Source organism: Bacillus cereus group sp. MYBK14-1 (assembly GCF_051916885.1).
GTDB classification, from domain to species: domain Bacteria; phylum Bacillota; class Bacilli; order Bacillales; family Bacillaceae_G; genus Bacillus_A; species Bacillus_A cereus.
Genome location: NZ_JBQAHM010000001.1, coordinates 123899 through 141063, shown reverse-complemented (window position 1 = coordinate 141063; position 17165 = coordinate 123899). Strand labels below are relative to the sequence as shown.

The window sequence follows — 17165 nt, the reverse complement described above, 5'->3', positions numbered from 1 at the left end:
TTTTAATTTATCCAACCAATTTCCTAACATAAATTAATTCCTTTCCTCTCGAAGATATTCTTTCTATTCCCACCCTCTTAAGGAAACCTTAGAAAATATCTCCAATTATTGTAACGTGGTGGCTTGTTTTTCTTTAAACAGTTGCGATAGGTAAGACTTTGAAGTTATCTCCATCTTTTCCCCCGCTTAGCACTGTACGTGCGACTTTCATCGCATACAGCGCCCCATCTTATCCTTTTATACTAAAGTAACTAGATTACAAGCTTTACGGAGTTTGTTTATTTTCTTCAATTGTTTATCGTTCAATTGAAGAATTCTCATATACGTTCTAATCGTCTCGTCATTTGTAGCGTGAATCAATCTGTGGACAAATTCATGTACAATAATCAGGTTATTAAACTCGTCAGTTCCTCCCATACCTTTCGGTATTTTATGGTGACAGTGCACATCTTCAACTATTAAAAAGATTCCGATGACAGCGCATTTACCATTTTGCATGGAATACCTGGATATTCTGTTATCTGTATACTCCATGCTTTGTCCTTTATTGGAGGATAGCAACATCTTTTGCATTTCATTGGCAATGTTACCTTTTAGGCTTTTGATGAGTTTTTGTCTTCCTTGCTTAGTGTAATTGCATTTGTCTTGACTGAAACTTTGAGGGAATCGTGTTTGTATGCCCGCTAGTGGATATACATGATTGCCTGCTATTTCAAAGGTTCTATAATTGTTCCTATGAGTTCTTTTGTATAATGCATTCGCATTGGTAGGAATCTTATATTTCCCTATTGATTTTAGACGATTAAACAAAGTTTTCGAGAGACGAAAGGCTATTTCAGCAAAGTCTATAGTTACATGTGTTGCAATTTTGTAATAATTTTTTATACCTAGCACGTAAGAGTTATAGTCCTGTACTGTTTTCCCTGATGGGCTTTTTTGAATTGCTTTAATCCTTGTCTTTGCTTTTTCAAGGATATCCTTTTTCTTTTTCTCGCTTACATGTGTGTTTGCCACATATCTTTCGCGCTTTTTAACAGCTTTGATAGAGAACCCCAGAAAATCGGAAGATTTTCTTTTTAGGTTAGTTATAGTCGATTTTTCATTAGATATATTAAGGTTTAATTGATTTTTAAGATAACCTTCTACTGCATGGAATATTTTGATTGCAGATTGATGGTTGTTAGTAAATATTTTAAAATTATCTGCGTATCTAACGATATGCATTTTCTTCAATTTTGTTTTTATCAGCAATGGATTTTTGGTTGCTGTTGTGTATGGTCTTCTTGTTTTAATATTCTCCCATTGACTAGATATCCACCAATCCAAATCGTTTAATACAACATTACTAAGTAATGGGCTTAGGATTCCTCCTTGCGGAGTTCCTTTTATAGGAATACCTTCTCCTTTGATTGGTGCTTTTAACATTTTAGAGATAATTGTCAGCACCCTTTTATCAGTTATGCCTATGTTGTATAGTTGTTTTAATAACTTGGAATGGTTCACGTTGTCAAAGAAACCTTGTATATCAATGTCTACTACGTGACTAAATCTTCCTCTGTTTATCAGATATTGACACCTAGCCATTGCATGGTGTGTTGACCTGTTAGGTCTGAATCCATATGAATGCTTGTAGAATTTTGCCTCACATATTGGTTCTAGAACCTGTTTGAACATTTGTTGAATCAATCTATCTCTCATTGTAGGGATTCCTAATGGGCGTTTCTTTCCATTAGGTTTAGGTATTTCTACCCTACGTACCGTATTTGGTTTGTAATTTGTGAGAGTTTTTCTAATATCGTCAACGAAGGAATTTACATCTTCCATTTTATAATGATCGATTGTGATACCATCTGTTCCTTCAGTTTTAGAACCACTGTTAGCCTTTATACTTCTATATGCCAATAGAATATTTTCTTTTGATATGATGTATTTATATAGATTTATACCTTTAGTAGCGTTATTTTCACTACGTTGGTATAAATCATCGAACACTTTTTGCATATCGTAATATTCTGCATGTCGTAATGTTGTACTCACCGATGTATTATTTCCCCTTTCTTACGAAAAGTCCCATCATCTTACTCGATCCTGTGAGTTACATCTAGTTAATTTAGTTTTCAAAGAACAAGACTAGGGACTATCCCTCCACATTCGTTACATGCTTCGTCGGTACTTTGTCCCCACCTTCACAAGAATGAAGCAATTTCGGTTCGTTAGAACCTTATATGCATCTGTCCGCTAGTAGGCGTTGGTGACAGTTTCTTGCTTACCACGTTCCGATTGACTTAGCTATATATATATCCTTAGGTGCTTGCTTTAAGCCTGTTATCTTTACACCCTCATCGTTAGATGTTCCGAATTTCGTATCCTTTACTCTTACTTTTCGGTAGATAACGTCATCATTGACGACATACAAATTTCTATTGTATTAATAATTTAGACCCGTACATTCGCAAGTTCGCCAGTCCGTTATTTTAGACATTCTCACCATAGATATTTTGTAGCATCCCGACCTATCCATTACCATATGATTTCTCACTTAGGTTTTGTTCAGCCGACTTCACCTAGATTCATACAATTTGTGACTACTATCACGCCTTGCATGTAGGAGTATTAGATAAGTAGTCTCAACTCAACCTGACGGCTTTCATTCCTACTTTCAGTCAAACAGTTGTTGTTATCGAATTGATAACCCTCCTATTTCGTGTTTGCACACTTATGAGGAAACGTGTCGCACAAAGGATTATTTTGTTTAAAAATTCATTCCAATTTATAACCACTATATTTTTCTTATATTTTCCATTAAAATTTAATAGAAATATTTTGATAACAAAGGAGCAACCTATGAAGCATAATATAAATCTATGGTCTTTTATTTTTTCATTCGTTTGCATTGCTTTTTTCTTTTATATCTTGAAGTATGCACACCTGAAATGAATGCGTCGTTTATAAATATCGTTTATTTTCACCCTTTATTTTTTGTACTCATTTTTTCAATAGGAACTTTTTTTGCTGGTATTAAAGGATTCTCTAAAGCAGGTAATTGGATAGCAATGCTTAGAAGCATAGTAACAGTTCTGCTAACATTGTTATTATCAGTGTTTTTAACACTAACTTTAATTGTTGGTTATGCATTAAGTTAAACGTAATTCTTCACGAATAAAACTAAATATTACGTCAATACTATATATGACATTAGATTTTCTCCTTGTTCCCCCTTGGAGATGAGCAGTTAGCTTTTGCTAACTGCTCTTATTTTCTACAATTGGTTTCATTTACCTGATGTATTTAACGTAATATTAAGTTACGATATAAACGAATAAAATATATTTGGCAGTTATACCATTACCCTAGGAAACTAGGGTTTTTATTTCTATAAAATGAAATTTTTATTGTAATTACTCACCCATAGTTTTATATTTTTCAAACATTCCATTCTTCCGGAGAGTATTTACTAGCTGCCTTATCGTTAATTCCGTTCTTCCTAATGCTAAAGCAATTCCCTTCACCTTTCCGAATCCATAATACTTACATATGTAGGCTAATTCTTTCGTTGTATACGGCTTCTTATGATTCGGATCGTAATCAGGATGATACTTCATTCGGCCCTGCGCATCATATTGAACTTCCACCCTGATCACTTTCCTTTCAAATGAAGTTTTTATTAAGCTACTTGATAAGCTTTACAAACCCATGATTCATCTTCGTCTGCATCATCCGCAAAGAATATTTCTACCTTCAATTTTAAACCATTCTCCATTACGGCCGTCGCCTCAAATACTCTGCTTATATGGTCAAATTGCTTGATATCCTCGTCCTCAACCATTCCGAATTCTTCTCGGAGACTATCGTAGAATTTTTCTACTGCAATTTCTAAATCATACTGATTTTTATATGTTTGTTCGTGAATTAACTGGACCTCCATTTTCATTCTCCTTTTCTAATAAAATAGCGTTTTTGTTTAGTTTCACTCTAAAAGTAAAATTTTCATTTTTTCATTCAACCAAGTTCATAACATATTCTTTTCCCCCGATAAAATAATGATTAGGTGTCCCATGCGCATTTTATTCACTGGAAATAATACCTTTCACGTACTTACGTATTAGAAACTTCATTTCTGCTTCTTCTCCACTAGCAATTTTGTTCACTTTTTTGATACATTTATGAAACATTCACATGTTATCTTCAATATGTTCTATTCTTTTTGAAAAACCATGTGAGAATACCAAAATAAGAAGCCTTAGAGCCCTAACTCTAGGGCTTCTTGTTTTCAAATAAGGATTTTGCTAAAAAACTACACATTTATTAAGAACATGCATAAAATATAATGTGGTATTCTTTTTCAATATTAATGTTTATCCGAGAGCGCCTTGAATGGCGCTCTTTAATTTCCAAATAACATTTTTAGATAATTACGAGAGCGGATTTTATTATGTTGTACAAGCACTACTTCACTTTATTAAATAGACTATATAGATATCTAAAAGAAGGGAGCTTTAAATTCATATGGCTGATTACTTTATAAAGATGGTAAAAAATATTATAAAAACCAATCACATTCCAACAATCAAAAAAATAACTGTTTTATTGAAACTCATACGATAGCTGGTTCTGCAGAAAATGCAAATGGAAATATACCTGTGTCAGTTTTCCTTGAAACCACCGCTCCACAAACTGTATTTGAGGATTTTACAAACAATCATAATAAAACATTAATTCAGTTATTCGTTGTCGGTATGAGTGCACCCGTTCAAGTAACTATTCTAACAAGAAGATCTAGCGTACCAATTACTACTACATTACAACCTGTTCAAACAAAAATATTTCAAGTTGAAGATTTTCAAAGTCTTACTCTTACAAAGCAGGAAGGTTCTACTAGTGTAGTTAGTTTATTTGTTCAAAAAACATTTTGTATATGCTGTAACGATAATAACGATTCATGTGATGAATATTACCACGAATGTGATTGATATATTAAATCACCAGAAAAACCCTTTATATAAAGGGTTCTTTTCCTTTTACTCCCCTCATTTTCCCGTTTTTTATTATGTTTCCTAACTTACAGTAATGTCCTTAAAAAAATTTTCATATATATTTATCAAACGCACTTTAAAATCCCAGAGTTTCAAATAATTTCAAAAGTCGACTGACCAACAATATTCGACTTATCTTTAAAAACTTATTAAAAATAACTTAGATACAAAAAGGCTACGTTTTATATAAGATAAAAAATTATCTTACGCAAAGGAGCTTGATTATTTGTGAATTACCAAAATGATAACAACTCTAACATTCACAAACCTTGTTCTTGTCCATCTCCCACGGCTAACAGTTTAAATGTTGTTCAAACTACCCCATCAATAATTTCTGTAAACTCTGCGATTCCACTAGATACCGTGGTAAATTCTAATGGTACGGCAATCTCATTCACACCACCAACAACTGTTTTACTTGAAGGTGGAAGAACCTATTTGGCAATCTATGAAGTGCAAGTTATTATTCAACCAGGAGGTAATTCGGCAGGTATAACTATGTATCTGAATAATAATCCTATCATTGGCTCAGGTACTTCTCTAGGATATACTGCAGGATTCACTTCTGTATCAGCACCCGCAATTTTCACTACACCTCCAGGTATAACAAGTACTCTTACTGTTAATGTAGGACCATATTCTAATACATTGAATACGTTGGGCTTAACTCTTGCTGTTGTAGCATTAACATAATAAAATGTAAAACTCTCTAAAATGATTTTATTTGTCCCTTAACTGTCTATTGGGCTAGCCTCTAAGAACTCCCCATAACTACATATAGAAAAAGTACATTATTTGGTTCGATAGTACTAGGTGACTCGGCTAGCACAATTGTTGAGTCACCTATTTTTTTATAATAAAATAACGCTTTTAATTTTATTTCCATGAATACAGCAAAAAAAGAGGCCCTATGGCTCTTTTTTTATTCCTTAATAACAATCTAAATATGATAAAATATATCCATCACTCATATGTCCAAATATGTAATTTTCATAGCACCAAAATTATAACTAGACTTATATATAAATAAAAAAAGCACTCATTATGAGTGCTTTTTAAAGGTTATAACCTATCCATTTTTGTCCTAACGATGTATTAATTAAATACCATGCTTGTTTTACTTTAACAGGTTGATAAGCAACATAACCTACTACATTTGGGTTACCAGGACCATTATATAAAGGTTGTTTAGATCCAACATAATTCAATAATTGAGATCCGCCGCTTGTATAAAGATCCGCTTTATGATTTCCGTAAGCCATAACTTTTGAAGAATTGATAGACATAAATGCGAATGCTAGTACAAAAAACACTACAAAAACCTTTTTCATTTTCTTTCCCCCTTGCATTATTTTACATTTCCATTTTTTGTATTACTTAATTTTCAGTATATTGTAAATATAAAATTAGCAGTAACTTACATATCATATCCTATAACTGAATTTGTTCATATATGGTAAAATATATCCATCGCTCATATGTCCAACTATGCAATTTTCAAAGTAGCAACATTACAACTAGACTTATACAACATAATTCAAAACAAAATGAAGGAGTGTTTTAAGTGAAAGGACATATTCGAAAAAGAGGAAATAAGTACTTAGTGTTTTTCTGGTTATAAGACAAAAAAGAAGCAGTAAAAAATGTGGCGAAAAAGATTACGGATTTAAATGAAGGGACTTTTGTGGAACCGTCTAAGCTTACTTTAAAAGACTATCTCGTTCAGTGGCTAGAAATTAAAAGGATGAGTTTAGAAAAGAATACCTACGTTTCTTATAGTAGCAACATAACCCACCATGTTTTACCGAACATGCAGAAAGAAGCAGTAAAAAGTTTTGGTAAAAGTATCTTTGAATAGCTAATGTTTGCATTTTATAAAAAAAGCTAAATAAATCTTGTATGAACAAGGTTTATACATCCTAACACATGTTATCATGTATAATACATATGTTAAGTAAATTCAGAATAACGAGGCAAATATTATGGACTTTGTTTATATTAACCAAAACGTATTAAATAACCTTCTATACATTTTATGTAGTATATTTGTTTTTTATTTCATATATGATAGCAGGCATTATTTGAAAAAATACAAAATATTACTGATTACCCTTTGTTCTAGTATCCCGCTTATTTTATGTATGCGATACCCTATCTATATGGATGAAAGTTGTATTCATGATTTAAGACAAATTCCGGTCATAATAGGTACGCTTTATGGTGGATTCCCTGTCGGTATCATATTGTTTACAATTTTATTAATTACAAGATTTATATTTTATGGCTTTAATATGCTAACAGTCGTTGTTTACGGAATAATGTTCATCGTTACAGCACTCGCATCTTCAAAATTTAATACATATAATAGAAAACTTAAAGTAGCTTTTTCCATGTTTTTAACCTTTTTCCTAGCAATATTTACAACTTTAATTGTATTAACTTTATCAGATTTTGAAGTGAATAATTTGTATATTATTTATTTCATGGTATTACCGACTACTTTAATGTTATTTATTGTTTATATAAATGAAGTTATAAAGGATGCTGTATTAATGCGCTCTAAATTAATTAAAATGGAAAAAATGGAGATTGTTAGCCAACTCGCTGCAAGTATATCGCACGAAGTAAGGAATCCCTTAACGGTTGTAAAAGGATTTACACAGCTTTTAAAAACACAAAATTTAACTCCTGAATCAAGAGACGAATATATTAAACATATACTTGAAGAGTTAAATCGTGCCCAAGAAATTATCGATGATTACTTAACATTTGCCAAACCTGCTCCAGAAAAATTAGATCAAATTTCAGTAAAACAAGAGTTAAATCGAGTTATTAATATGATATTGCCATTGTGTAATATGAATACGATACATATTACACAGGATTTTTCTGAGGCAACCATTGTTGGTAATAAACAGCACTTTCAACAATGTTTTTTAAACTTAATAAAAAACAGTATTGAAGCAATGCCTAATGGTGGTACCTTAAATATTTCCTCATCTATCAATAATAGTAAAGTTGAAATACGAATTGAAGATAGCGGAGTTGGAATGTCACAGGAGCAAATACATCGATTCGGTGAACCGTATTTTAGTACAAAAACAAAAGGAACTGGTTTAGGTACAATGGTTGCTGTTAAGATTATTGAGACGATGCATGGAAGTTTAAAAATCCGAAGTATCGTTAGTAAAGGAACGACTTTAACGATTACGTTCCCGAAATATAGTGAGAATACGCATTTAAACAAATAAAAAAGGAGCATAGTTGCTCCTTTTTTATTTGTTTCGATACATAAGTATCTTCAATGTTTTTTTAGTTTACATTTGTGAAGACTAATTAAAAATTAGTATCCTCCGCCCCAGCAGCTGCATCCTACAATTATTAATAGAATGAATAACACAACTAGTAAAGCGAAACCTCCACCAAAACCACAAGAACCACCGTAACTCATATTTTCTCCTCCTTTTGGTTTGAAAACTAATAGGTAGTTGATCATTTTAACTGGTTCGTATTATACATTATGTATATATCCCTTTTTTGAGCATGTCTACATAAAAATAAGTAAAAGCACTCGTTTAAAGAGTGCTTTAAAATGGATACCAAAAGTTTTGAAATACGTTTAATTTTAAATATACCGCAGCAATGAATATGAAAACACCGGCAAATAAAACGATGAAATCTTCACGTTTTGCCTTACTTGTATAAAACCATGTACGTTTATCCTTCTTTCCAAATCCTCTTAAATCCATTGCATTTGAAACCGTATCTATTCTTTCTAGAGAATGAATGATTAGTGGCCAGAAAATTAAAACACGGTTCTTCATACGAACCCATAAACTTGCTTCTCCTTTTTCAAAAGCCACTCCTCTCGCTTCTTGCGCGTGTTTAATAATTTTATACTCAGACTGGATGTCAGGAATATAACGTAGTGCAATATTTATTGCATATGTAATCTTATAATGAATACCAAGTTTACTTAAGCTACTTACAAATTCGCTTGGATCTGTCGTGTATATAAAAAGAAGTGTAAATGGTAATAACGTAAAATACTTTAATGAAAGTGTAACTGCATAAAATAATGTTTCATATGTAATCGTTGCATATCCAACATGTAAAAACGCGGTATATGATTCAGTTAATTCAGATCCATGAGTTGGTGTAATAAATAAAATCATGACAGAGTTTAATAAACTAAATGTAAATATGACACTAAAAACAATTAAAATTTTATGAAATGGAATTTTAGCAATGCTGAGTCCGATACACCCAATAATAAATAATATTAGCAACACCCGAAAATCAAAAAACAAAAAAGTAAGCGTCATACAAAAAATAAATAAAAACAATTTCACTACCCCATCCATACGATGAAAATATGTACTATGCACCTTCCTCCCTCCTATTACTGTCTAAATAAAGCTCCATAAATTTTTCTGGACATGCAATCCCACTAAATTTAATAAGCTTGGTTAAAGAACTCTCTCTTAAGTTGGCTCTTTGTAACGTTTCTTGATCGCCTAATACATCAAACACTGTATTATCCGCAATAATTTTCCCTTCATGTAGAACTACTGCACGGTCTGTATATTCTAGCGCGAGATTCATATCGTGAGTGATAACAACAAATGAAATTCCCTTTTTAGCTAGGTTTTTAATAAACGACATAAATTGTTTATAATGATAATAATCTTGTCCCGCTGTCGGTTCATCTAATATGATAAGCTTAGGATTTGTTGTTAATACAGATGCGATTGTTAGTCTCTTTTTTTGCCCATAGCTTAGTGCTTGAATTGGCCAATTACGAAATGGATATAAACCACAAATTTTTAAAATCCCTTCTACTTTATTCTTAATTTCTTCCTTAGAAAAATTATGTAATGTTAATGTAAATGAAACTTCTTCAAAAACAGTAGGCTGTGTAATCATATGATTTGGATTTTGCATCACGTAAGATATGATTTCCCCACGTTTACGAATAGACCAAGAACTAATATCTTCACCTTTTAACGCAATTTTCCCATTTTTCATTTTGTTTATACCTATAAGACTATGAGCTAATGTTGATTTCCCTGCTCCATTATGTCCTAACAGTGCCACAATTTCTCCTTCATATATTAAAAGGTTTACATTTTCTAATACTTTTTGTTTATTAGGGTATGAAAATGATAAATTCTCCACTTTAAGTAATTCCTTGTTTTTAGCATTCCTTTCTAATATGACTTGTTTCTCCATCCACTCTTTTATAACGTTGCTTACCTTTTCTTTTTGAAGGTTTTCCATTGGATATATTACGTCATTATTACGATCAAAATGTAATCTCTTTAATGCTTCGATGTAAATAGGCTCTCTTAAGCCAATACGTGGTAATATATTTGACGCTAAGATTTCTTTTGGTGTTCCCATCGCAATGACTTTACCTTCATCAATTAATATAACTTTGTCTAAATCCAGTTTTAAAATTTCTTCTATCCTATGTTCGATAATAACAATCGTTTTATTATACTGCTCATGTATATCTTTCATAAGTTCTATCGTATGTATGGCGCTTAGTGGATCTAAGTTCGCTAATGGTTCATCGAACAATAATATATCCGCATTTGTTGTTAATAAACCAGCAAGAGAAACTGTTTGCTTTTGACCTCCTGATAATTCATGTGGACTTTGTTTATGAAACGTATGCATCTTCACCTTTCTTAATGAGTCCGAAACAATCTTTTTCATGTTATCTTGCTTTACACATTCATTTTCTAAATAAAAAGCTACATCTTCTTCTACTGTCAGACCAATAAATTGAGCATCTTGATCTTGTAAAATTGTTCCTACCTGTTTACTTTGTTCAAAAATACTTCCTTCCCTTGGGTCTTTACCGGCAATTAAAACGTTACCTGTGCTATTCCCTTCGTAAGAAAATGGGATTAGCCCATTTATACAATGAGCTAATGTCGACTTTCCTGAACCACTTCGTCCAGCAATTAGCACTTTTTCCCCAGGGTATATATGAAAGGTAATATCACTTAAAGTAGGCTGCGCAGCATGCCCATATTGAAAGGTGAATTGTTCAAACGAAATAATTGGTTGCATGTTAACATCCCTACTTTTCAATTTTTAAATGTGTATGTTTCTTATTGGATTTCGCCAAACCAATTGTAAGTGGCAATCCAAGTACTAAGAAAACGATGACATCGGAAATTGTTGCTCCTAATACTTGTATAACAATTTTGTCAAATGGTTCTCCCATCACAATAATATCGAATGCCCCAGCAAATATAATAGCAATGACAATACCAACTAGCCCAATAATTGCTAAATAAGAAATATCCCCCTTGTTAAACGACCCGTTTTTCACACTAAAACCAACTCTTTTTTGAATAAGCCCCATTGAAAAACCAATAATTCCTGAACTAATAACCCATCCCCACCAAATACCCCATCCAGCAATCGTATCTGTTACGGTATGACCGATAAGTCCGATTAACAGTCCTGCCACTGGACCAAATAATGCTCCAAAAACAGTTAATATAGCTAATGCTGGTTTAATAAATGTATTCGGCGCAATAGAAAATCCCCAAAGTCCTAATATCCCGTATAATGCTGCTCCAATACCGATTGCTACTACTAACTTTGTTGATAATTTATTCATGACAATTCCCCTCTCATACTAGTCAACTTTTATTACTCTATATTTAATTTAAAAATGAATTATGCATCGACACTCCCTTTCTATACAACAAAAAAATGACCTCTTACATAAGAGGTCACTTTCTTTCACGTTCAAGAATCCTCTTATCTTTCAAAAAACACATCGTGTCCTCTGCGGAATTAGCACCTTCCTATAAAATTGCATAGGGGTTGCTGAGGTTTCTTAGGGCCGTTCCCTCCACCTCTCTGGATAAGTATTAATTTGTAATTCGTATTATGGCACTAAAGAATGTAAATTTCAACACTTTTCTTACTATTTTTATTTTTTATTAAATAGCACATTTAAATCATTGTATTCTTATCGGAATTATGAAATAATGAATTCAAAATCGTTTCGGGAGGAATGCATTATGAAAGTTATTGGTTTGATTGGAGGATTAAGTTGGGAATCTACATCATTATACTATAAACATATTAATACACTTACACTCTCTCAATACGATCAAAATGCGAAGCTAATTTTATATAGTATGGACTTTGGTGAAGTAACTACTTTATTACAAAACCATCAATATGAAGAAGTGAAAAATGAACTAGTTACAGTTGCAAAGAAAGTTGAAAAATCTGGGGCTGAATGTTTATTAATGTGTTCAAATACTGTACATCTATTTGCCGAGGAGGTAGAACAAGCAATATCTATCCCGCTTCTTCACATTGGTGATGTAAGTGCTAAAGAAATGGTAGAACAGAATATAAAACGTATCGGACTATTAGGAACAAAACAAACGATGGAGCAAGATTTCTATAAATCACGATTAGCGAAATATAACATTGAGACAATTATCCCAAATGACGAGGAAAGAACTTTTATCCACCATGTCATATTAGATGAATTAAGTAGAGGGATCATTTCAGAAACATCTAAAAAAAGGTTATTACAAATTACAAAATCATTAATTCAAAACGGTGCTGAAGGTATATTATTAGGCTGCACTGAAATACCTTTACTCATCTCCCAAAATGATCTTACTGTTCCCGTTTTTGATACTGCTTTTTTACATGCAAATACTGCTGTACAATTTGCTGGATAAGAATACACAAGCATAAAGGTGAGAACCTCTATGCTTGTATACAGTTACGACTATTTATCCCGCTATTTGCAGGCAGTAAAGCCCCACCAATTAAAGTTTTACTTTATTTAAAAGAGATTCAATAACTGCAATCGCTTCTTTTGAACCACCACATTCTAAAAAGCTATCATTAAGTTTTCTTATACCATATTTATACTTTTCATTTGAAAGTACATCTGTTACGGCCTCTTTTAAAGTGTGTACATTAACATGTTCTTTCAATAGTCTATGTGCCGCTTCAAGCTCAGTTAATCTTTGCGCTATCATTGGCTGATCTTTATCATGCGGTATTATTACAAATGGGACATTATAATGAATGGCATCGTGTACACTATTCATACCACCATGTGTAATAAAAACATCTGCTTCATTTAATATTTCTGATTGAGGTACGTATGGAGCAATTATAAAATTATCTGGTGCTTCCTTAATTTTAGAAATATCATTTCTATCACCAATTGCCATTACAACTATCCCATCAAAATCTGAAAAAGTATCAATACAAGTATTAAAGAATGGTTCGAGTCCTTCAAGCAGTGTTCCCATTGAAATATAAATAACTTTCTTTTCTTTAAGTGATCCCAGTGGAAACTTTATATTTGTTTTACGCTTTGAAATACTCGGTCCAATAAAAATGTTATTTTCCCCGAACGATTCGCTATTAGGTTGGAAATAACGACTTGTGTATACGAGACAAACATCACCCTTATTATTCATAAATTGAAGATTATTCTTTGGTTTTACTCCAAATTTATGTTCCATCTGATTTAGTAATTTTTCAGAGATTTCCTCTGGTTGAAATGGCATATCTGCATTTGGATGAAAAGGTAATGTCTTCAAAAATTCTGGCGGAATTAAAAATATAGGTGAGGACACTACACCTGGAACTTGTAAATATTCCTTTACTAACTCTCCTGCGCCAAATATATCATAAATTACGAAATCAAAATTTATACTTTCATATAATTGTTTCGTAATTTCTAATATATATAAAGAAGTTTGAACATGCACATGAAAGAAAGCATTTAACCCAGATGAGGTTTCAGCATCAATAGAAATCTCTTTTAATAGATCCGGATGAGTATGTACAGTAGCTCCTAAATCTTCAATTCTATCCTTAAAGTTTGCCGTTGTAATATAATGTACGTTATCCCCTCGTTCAGTAAAGGCTTTTACTAAATTTAATGTAGGGTTTACATGCCCCTCTGCTGGAAAATTAACTACTAAAATATTTAGCACTTATTCCTCACTCCTTACATTTCACTGTTTTAATTAAGCATACTGTTATTTGTACAAGTAATCTTCCCCTAATAGTCCTAATATGCTTGCTACATTATATTGATAAATAATTTTCAGTCATCAACATAAAAAAAGCATCTACCTATGTAGATGCCTAACCGTGATAAGGAGTGTTCTGTGAGGTTAGAACAAGTGTTTCTGCTTGTCCTATGCTATCAATATATGATTTATTTTATAAAATGTGAATCGTTAATAGAATTATTTTATCCATTTTATATGATCAAATGGATAAAATACCATTTCTACTTTACCTATTATATTTGATTCATCAATAAGTCCAAGTGTATTCCTACTATCTTTACTATGATTACGATTATCACCTAACACAAATAATTTATGCGTAGGAACTTTTATTTCTCTAAAATTTGAAAAACGATTGGATACTTGTGACATATCTAAATGTATATACGACTCATCACGCTTTTTACCGTTAATAAATACCTCATCCTCTTTTAGTTGTATGTTATCCCCCGATAATCCAATAATTCGTTTCACATAGTAAGTAGGCGCGTCTTCTTTTTTTATAATGACAACATCTCCATGATGAAAAGACGATAAACAGACGTTTACCTTATTAACAAGTATATAATCTTTTTCATTCAAAGTAGGTTGCATCGAAATTCCTTCTACCATACAAAATAAAAAGGACTTATTAATAAAAATAACCCCTATTATAATGAATATGTAGCTACATATGTTCCTCCAATATTTTAGAATAAACAGCTTCATATATACCCCATTTCTAATCTATTCCCAGATAAAAACGCCTCTAGTTTACAGGAATGCTAGAGACGTTTCGTACATTTTAATTCTCTTTAGAGGCATCTGTTTTTGGCGCTTCACCAGTTAATCTCTTATTTTTCAAATCAAAATAAGCATCTAAAACTTCTTTTCCAATATCGGAGTTAATGCCCGATTTATCATTTTCAACCCATGGTACTACAACAGAAAATGCTACTTCTGGATCATCATATGGCGCATATCCAGCCAATGTTAAGTTATAACATTCTCTACGATCACCTTTCGCATTTCGCCCAATTTCATTTTCTCCACCATATACAGTTTGTGCGGTCCCTGTTTTACCAGCTGGTTTATATGGTGCTTTTTGGAATGCTCTTACTCCCGTTCCATCTCCCTCTTGAAATACTTTTCTAAATCCTTCTTTTACTTGATTAATATATTCTTGTTTCATATCGATTCTATTTAAAACAACGGGTTCTATTGATTGTACTACTTTACCAACCTCATCTTTTTGAACGGTTTGTTCTCTAATCTCTTGAACAATTTGTGGTTTCATTCGATACCCTCCATTTGCGATAGTCGAAATATATTGTGCAAGCTGAAGTGGTGTATACGTATCATATTGTCCAATAGAATAATCTAATAAGAAACCAGGCTGATTATCTTTTCTTCCAATTTGTCCTGCGGTTTCATTTGGTAAATCAATACCAGTTTGTACGCCTAGTCCAAATTGCCTGAAATAATACCTCATTTTATCAAAATATTCTTGTTTAATATCTAGTGAACTATTTTTCACATAACCCACGCCAGCAATTTTTAATGCTATATTAAACATATAAACGTTTGAAGAAACTTGTAACGCTCTTAGATCGTCTATATCACCAAAATTTTTCCAAGACTTCTTTTCCTTAGTTCCTTTAAATTTCATAGGTGCATCATAAAAATGTGTTCCAGGAGTTATTGCATTTGTTTCAAACCCTGTTAACACTGTCGCACCTTTAACCGTTGATCCAAGCTCATATGAACTTGTCAGCGTGCCTAAAGCATAATCTTCAACTTCCATTTTCCCGTCTTTTTCTACAAGCCTTTTCCCAGCCATTGATAATACTTGGCCATTTTTCGGATTCATCATCACTACGAAAGCACGGTCTAACATTGATTCTGATCCTTTATATTGTTTTAATATTTTTTCTATGCTCTCCTCTACTTTTTTTTGCAATTCCATATCTATTGTTAAAGTTAAATTTTTACCGCTTTTCCCTTCCGAAACCGTTTCCGTTCTAATAGTATTTCCTTGTTTATCAGCAATGCTTCTTACTTCTTTTTTTGTACCATGAAGTACATCTTCGTATTGCTGTTCGATATAACTTTTGCCCACCCTATCATTTCGGCTATAATCACGCACTAAATAATAATCTAATCGTTCACGTGGCAATCCTTCATCAGCATTTGAAACGTTACCAAGGACAGAACGGAATAATCCATCATTTACATAGATTCTCTCCCAATCAACTGATGCGTCTACTCCTGGAAGGTTCGCTAAATTTTCACTAATCACCGCATATTCCTGTTCACTAACGTCCTTTTTAATAATTTGAGGTGCCATTTGAAAACCTGAGGTCATTTTACTTTTAATAGCTAACACTTCTATATCTTTAGCCGTTAGTTCTTGAAGATTTTTATCTGTAACGCGTTTCCTTTTTAAATCTTCTATTTTTTTGTCTAGCTCTTTTCCGGTAATATCCTTATCTCGGAACTTATCTATTTCTGTTTTTGATACTAAGTCTTGAGCAAGTTCTGGATTTAATTGCATCCAAAAGTCTTTCTTATCAGTCTCAGTTAACTTATCTATATCTTCTTGTGGCATTTCAATAATATCTGCAAGTTGTCTTGCTGATTTTAATATTTCTTCTTGTTTTACACCTTTCACCTTTGTATATGTAATCGTACGTAAAGACTTATTATCAACTACTGGATTTCCTTCACGATCAAATATTTTCCCACGTGGTACAGAAAGGCCCACGGTTGCATTTTCTCTCTTCTCTACTTCATTTTTATATGTTTCTCCATCAAAAATTTGCACTTTCCCTAACTGAATAATAATGCCAGAAAATAATAAAAATACACAAAGGAATAAAATATTTAACCGGAGAGGTACTACTCTATCACTTTTCTTCTCTTGCTTTTTCACCTTGTCATAATCTCCTCCTTACAATATTTCAAATAATAATCACATTTCTATATTAAAAGTAATGTACAATTTCTATACATTGCTTTGTACAAATATTAATATAATGTTTAAAACTTAATAGAAATTAAAACA

14 protein-coding genes, 3 pseudogenes and 1 riboswitch are annotated in these 17165 nt (G+C 32.3%); of the genes and pseudogenes, 6 read left to right on the top strand and 11 right to left on the bottom strand.

Translation table 11 applies throughout. The features are described from left to right. Positions 1-237: 237 nt before the first annotated feature. Positions 238-2037, bottom strand: a complete 1800-nt coding sequence (gene ltrA / locus ACTFR3_RS00695) for a group II intron reverse transcriptase/maturase (protein ID WP_440044066.1) — start codon at positions 2035-2037, stop codon at positions 238-240. Positions 2038-2844: 807 nt separating this feature from the next. On the opposite strand from ltrA, the pseudogene ACTFR3_RS00690 reads away from it, so the two are divergent. Next, a pseudogene (locus ACTFR3_RS00690) lies at positions 2845-3143 on the top strand (hypothetical protein). Between the two features lie 255 nt (positions 3144-3398). On the opposite strand, the gene ACTFR3_RS00685 reads toward ACTFR3_RS00690, so the two are convergent. Both ACTFR3_RS00685 and ACTFR3_RS00680 read right to left on the bottom strand, forming a co-directional pair. After that, positions 3399-3632, bottom strand: a complete 234-nt coding sequence (locus tag ACTFR3_RS00685) for a hypothetical protein (protein WP_000453747.1) — start codon at positions 3630-3632, stop codon at positions 3399-3401. A 32-nt stretch (positions 3633-3664) separates the two neighbouring features. Continuing rightward, positions 3665-3925: a hypothetical protein gene (locus tag ACTFR3_RS00680; RefSeq protein WP_097960832.1), complete on the bottom strand. Its 261-nt coding sequence runs from the start codon at positions 3923-3925 to the stop codon at positions 3665-3667. Between the two features lie 581 nt (positions 3926-4506). Here ACTFR3_RS00680 and ACTFR3_RS00675 point away from each other — a divergent pair. Continuing rightward, positions 4507-4970, top strand: a pseudogene (locus ACTFR3_RS00675) (exosporium protein D). Positions 4971-5261: 291 nt separating this feature from the next. Further along, complete coding sequence (locus ACTFR3_RS00670; protein WP_025710270.1) at positions 5262-5726, top strand: hypothetical protein; 465 nt, start codon at positions 5262-5264, stop codon at positions 5724-5726. Between the two features lie 362 nt (positions 5727-6088). Here ACTFR3_RS00670 and ACTFR3_RS00665 read toward each other — a convergent pair whose 3' ends face one another. Next, positions 6089-6364: a hypothetical protein gene (locus tag ACTFR3_RS00665; protein ID WP_025710271.1), complete on the bottom strand. Its 276-nt coding sequence runs from the start codon at positions 6362-6364 to the stop codon at positions 6089-6091. A 233-nt stretch (positions 6365-6597) separates the two neighbouring features. On the opposite strand from ACTFR3_RS00665, the pseudogene ACTFR3_RS00660 reads away from it, so the two are divergent. Then, positions 6598-6846: pseudogene (locus ACTFR3_RS00660) on the top strand (site-specific integrase); the annotation flags it as partial. 169 nt (positions 6847-7015) lie between these two features. Further along, complete coding sequence (locus ACTFR3_RS00655; protein WP_440041354.1) at positions 7016-8284, top strand: LytS/YhcK type 5TM receptor domain-containing protein; 1269 nt, start codon at positions 7016-7018, stop codon at positions 8282-8284. A gap of 92 nt (positions 8285-8376) precedes the next feature. On the opposite strand, the gene ACTFR3_RS00650 is transcribed toward ACTFR3_RS00655, so the two are convergent. The 4 genes from ACTFR3_RS00650 to ACTFR3_RS00635 form a co-directional block, all read right to left on the bottom strand. Next, a complete protein-coding gene (locus tag ACTFR3_RS00650) occupies positions 8377-8484 on the bottom strand; it encodes a YjcZ family sporulation protein (protein WP_000120182.1) in 108 nt (35 codons plus the stop codon). A gap of 136 nt (positions 8485-8620) precedes the next feature. Continuing rightward, positions 8621-9421 carry an energy-coupling factor transporter transmembrane component T family protein gene (locus tag ACTFR3_RS00645; protein WP_440044065.1) on the bottom strand — a complete coding sequence of 267 codons (801 nt, stop codon included), beginning with the start codon at positions 9419-9421 and terminating at the stop codon, positions 8621-8623. Continuing rightward, positions 9414-11114 (bottom strand): ABC transporter ATP-binding protein, encoded by a 1701-nt coding sequence (locus tag ACTFR3_RS00640; RefSeq protein WP_001182511.1) that lies wholly within the window; start codon positions 11112-11114, stop codon positions 9414-9416. The genes ACTFR3_RS00645 and ACTFR3_RS00640 overlap by 8 nt, the downstream gene beginning before the upstream one ends. A 10-nt stretch (positions 11115-11124) precedes the next feature. After that, positions 11125-11673: an ECF-type riboflavin transporter substrate-binding protein gene (locus ACTFR3_RS00635; RefSeq protein ID WP_440044063.1), complete on the bottom strand. Its 549-nt coding sequence runs from the start codon at positions 11671-11673 to the stop codon at positions 11125-11127. 140 nt (positions 11674-11813) lie between these two features. Then, positions 11814-11929: riboswitch (SAM riboswitch) on the bottom strand. Positions 11930-12082: 153 nt separating this feature from the next. Between ACTFR3_RS00635 and ACTFR3_RS00630 the strand changes: the two genes are divergently transcribed. Then, positions 12083-12763 carry an aspartate/glutamate racemase family protein gene (locus ACTFR3_RS00630; RefSeq protein ID WP_000864372.1) on the top strand — a complete coding sequence of 227 codons (681 nt, stop codon included), beginning with the start codon at positions 12083-12085 and terminating at the stop codon, positions 12761-12763. Between the two features lie 90 nt (positions 12764-12853). Here ACTFR3_RS00630 and ACTFR3_RS00625 read toward each other — a convergent pair whose 3' ends face one another. The 3 genes from ACTFR3_RS00625 to ACTFR3_RS00615 form a co-directional block, all read right to left on the bottom strand. Further along, positions 12854-14041 carry a macrolide family glycosyltransferase gene (locus ACTFR3_RS00625; protein ID WP_440044062.1) on the bottom strand — a complete coding sequence of 396 codons (1188 nt, stop codon included), beginning with the start codon at positions 14039-14041 and terminating at the stop codon, positions 12854-12856. Between the two features lie 258 nt (positions 14042-14299). Next, positions 14300-14830, bottom strand: a complete 531-nt coding sequence (gene lepB / locus ACTFR3_RS00620) for a signal peptidase I (protein WP_033666239.1) — start codon at positions 14828-14830, stop codon at positions 14300-14302. 76 nt (positions 14831-14906) lie between these two features. After that, entirely contained in the window at positions 14907-17033 is a 2127-nt protein-coding gene (locus ACTFR3_RS00615; protein ID WP_440044061.1) for a peptidoglycan D,D-transpeptidase FtsI family protein, read from the bottom strand. Positions 17034-17165 lie beyond the last annotated feature (132 nt).

Bases quoted from the DNA above. Each gene is read 5' to 3' on its own strand.
- lepB (WP_033666239.1), bottom strand. From the start codon at position 14,830: ATGAAGCTGTTTATTCTAAAATATTGGAGGAACATATGTAGCTACATA.
- ACTFR3_RS00680 (WP_097960832.1), bottom strand. From the start codon at position 3,925: ATGGAGGTCCAGTTAATTCACGAACAAACATATAAAAATCAGTATGAT.
- ACTFR3_RS00650 (WP_000120182.1), bottom strand. From the start codon at position 8,484: ATGAGTTACGGTGGTTCTTGTGGTTTTGGTGGAGGTTTCGCTTTACTA.
- ACTFR3_RS00655 (WP_440041354.1), top strand. From the start codon at position 7,016: ATGGACTTTGTTTATATTAACCAAAACGTATTAAATAACCTTCTATAC.
- ACTFR3_RS00630 (WP_000864372.1), top strand. From the start codon at position 12,083: ATGAAAGTTATTGGTTTGATTGGAGGATTAAGTTGGGAATCTACATCA.
- ACTFR3_RS00665 (WP_025710271.1), bottom strand. From the start codon at position 6,364: ATGAAAAAGGTTTTTGTAGTGTTTTTTGTACTAGCATTCGCATTTATG.
- ACTFR3_RS00635 (WP_440044063.1), bottom strand. From the start codon at position 11,673: ATGAATAAATTATCAACAAAGTTAGTAGTAGCAATCGGTATTGGAGCA.
- ACTFR3_RS00640 (WP_001182511.1), bottom strand. From the start codon at position 11,114: ATGCAACCAATTATTTCGTTTGAACAATTCACCTTTCAATATGGGCAT.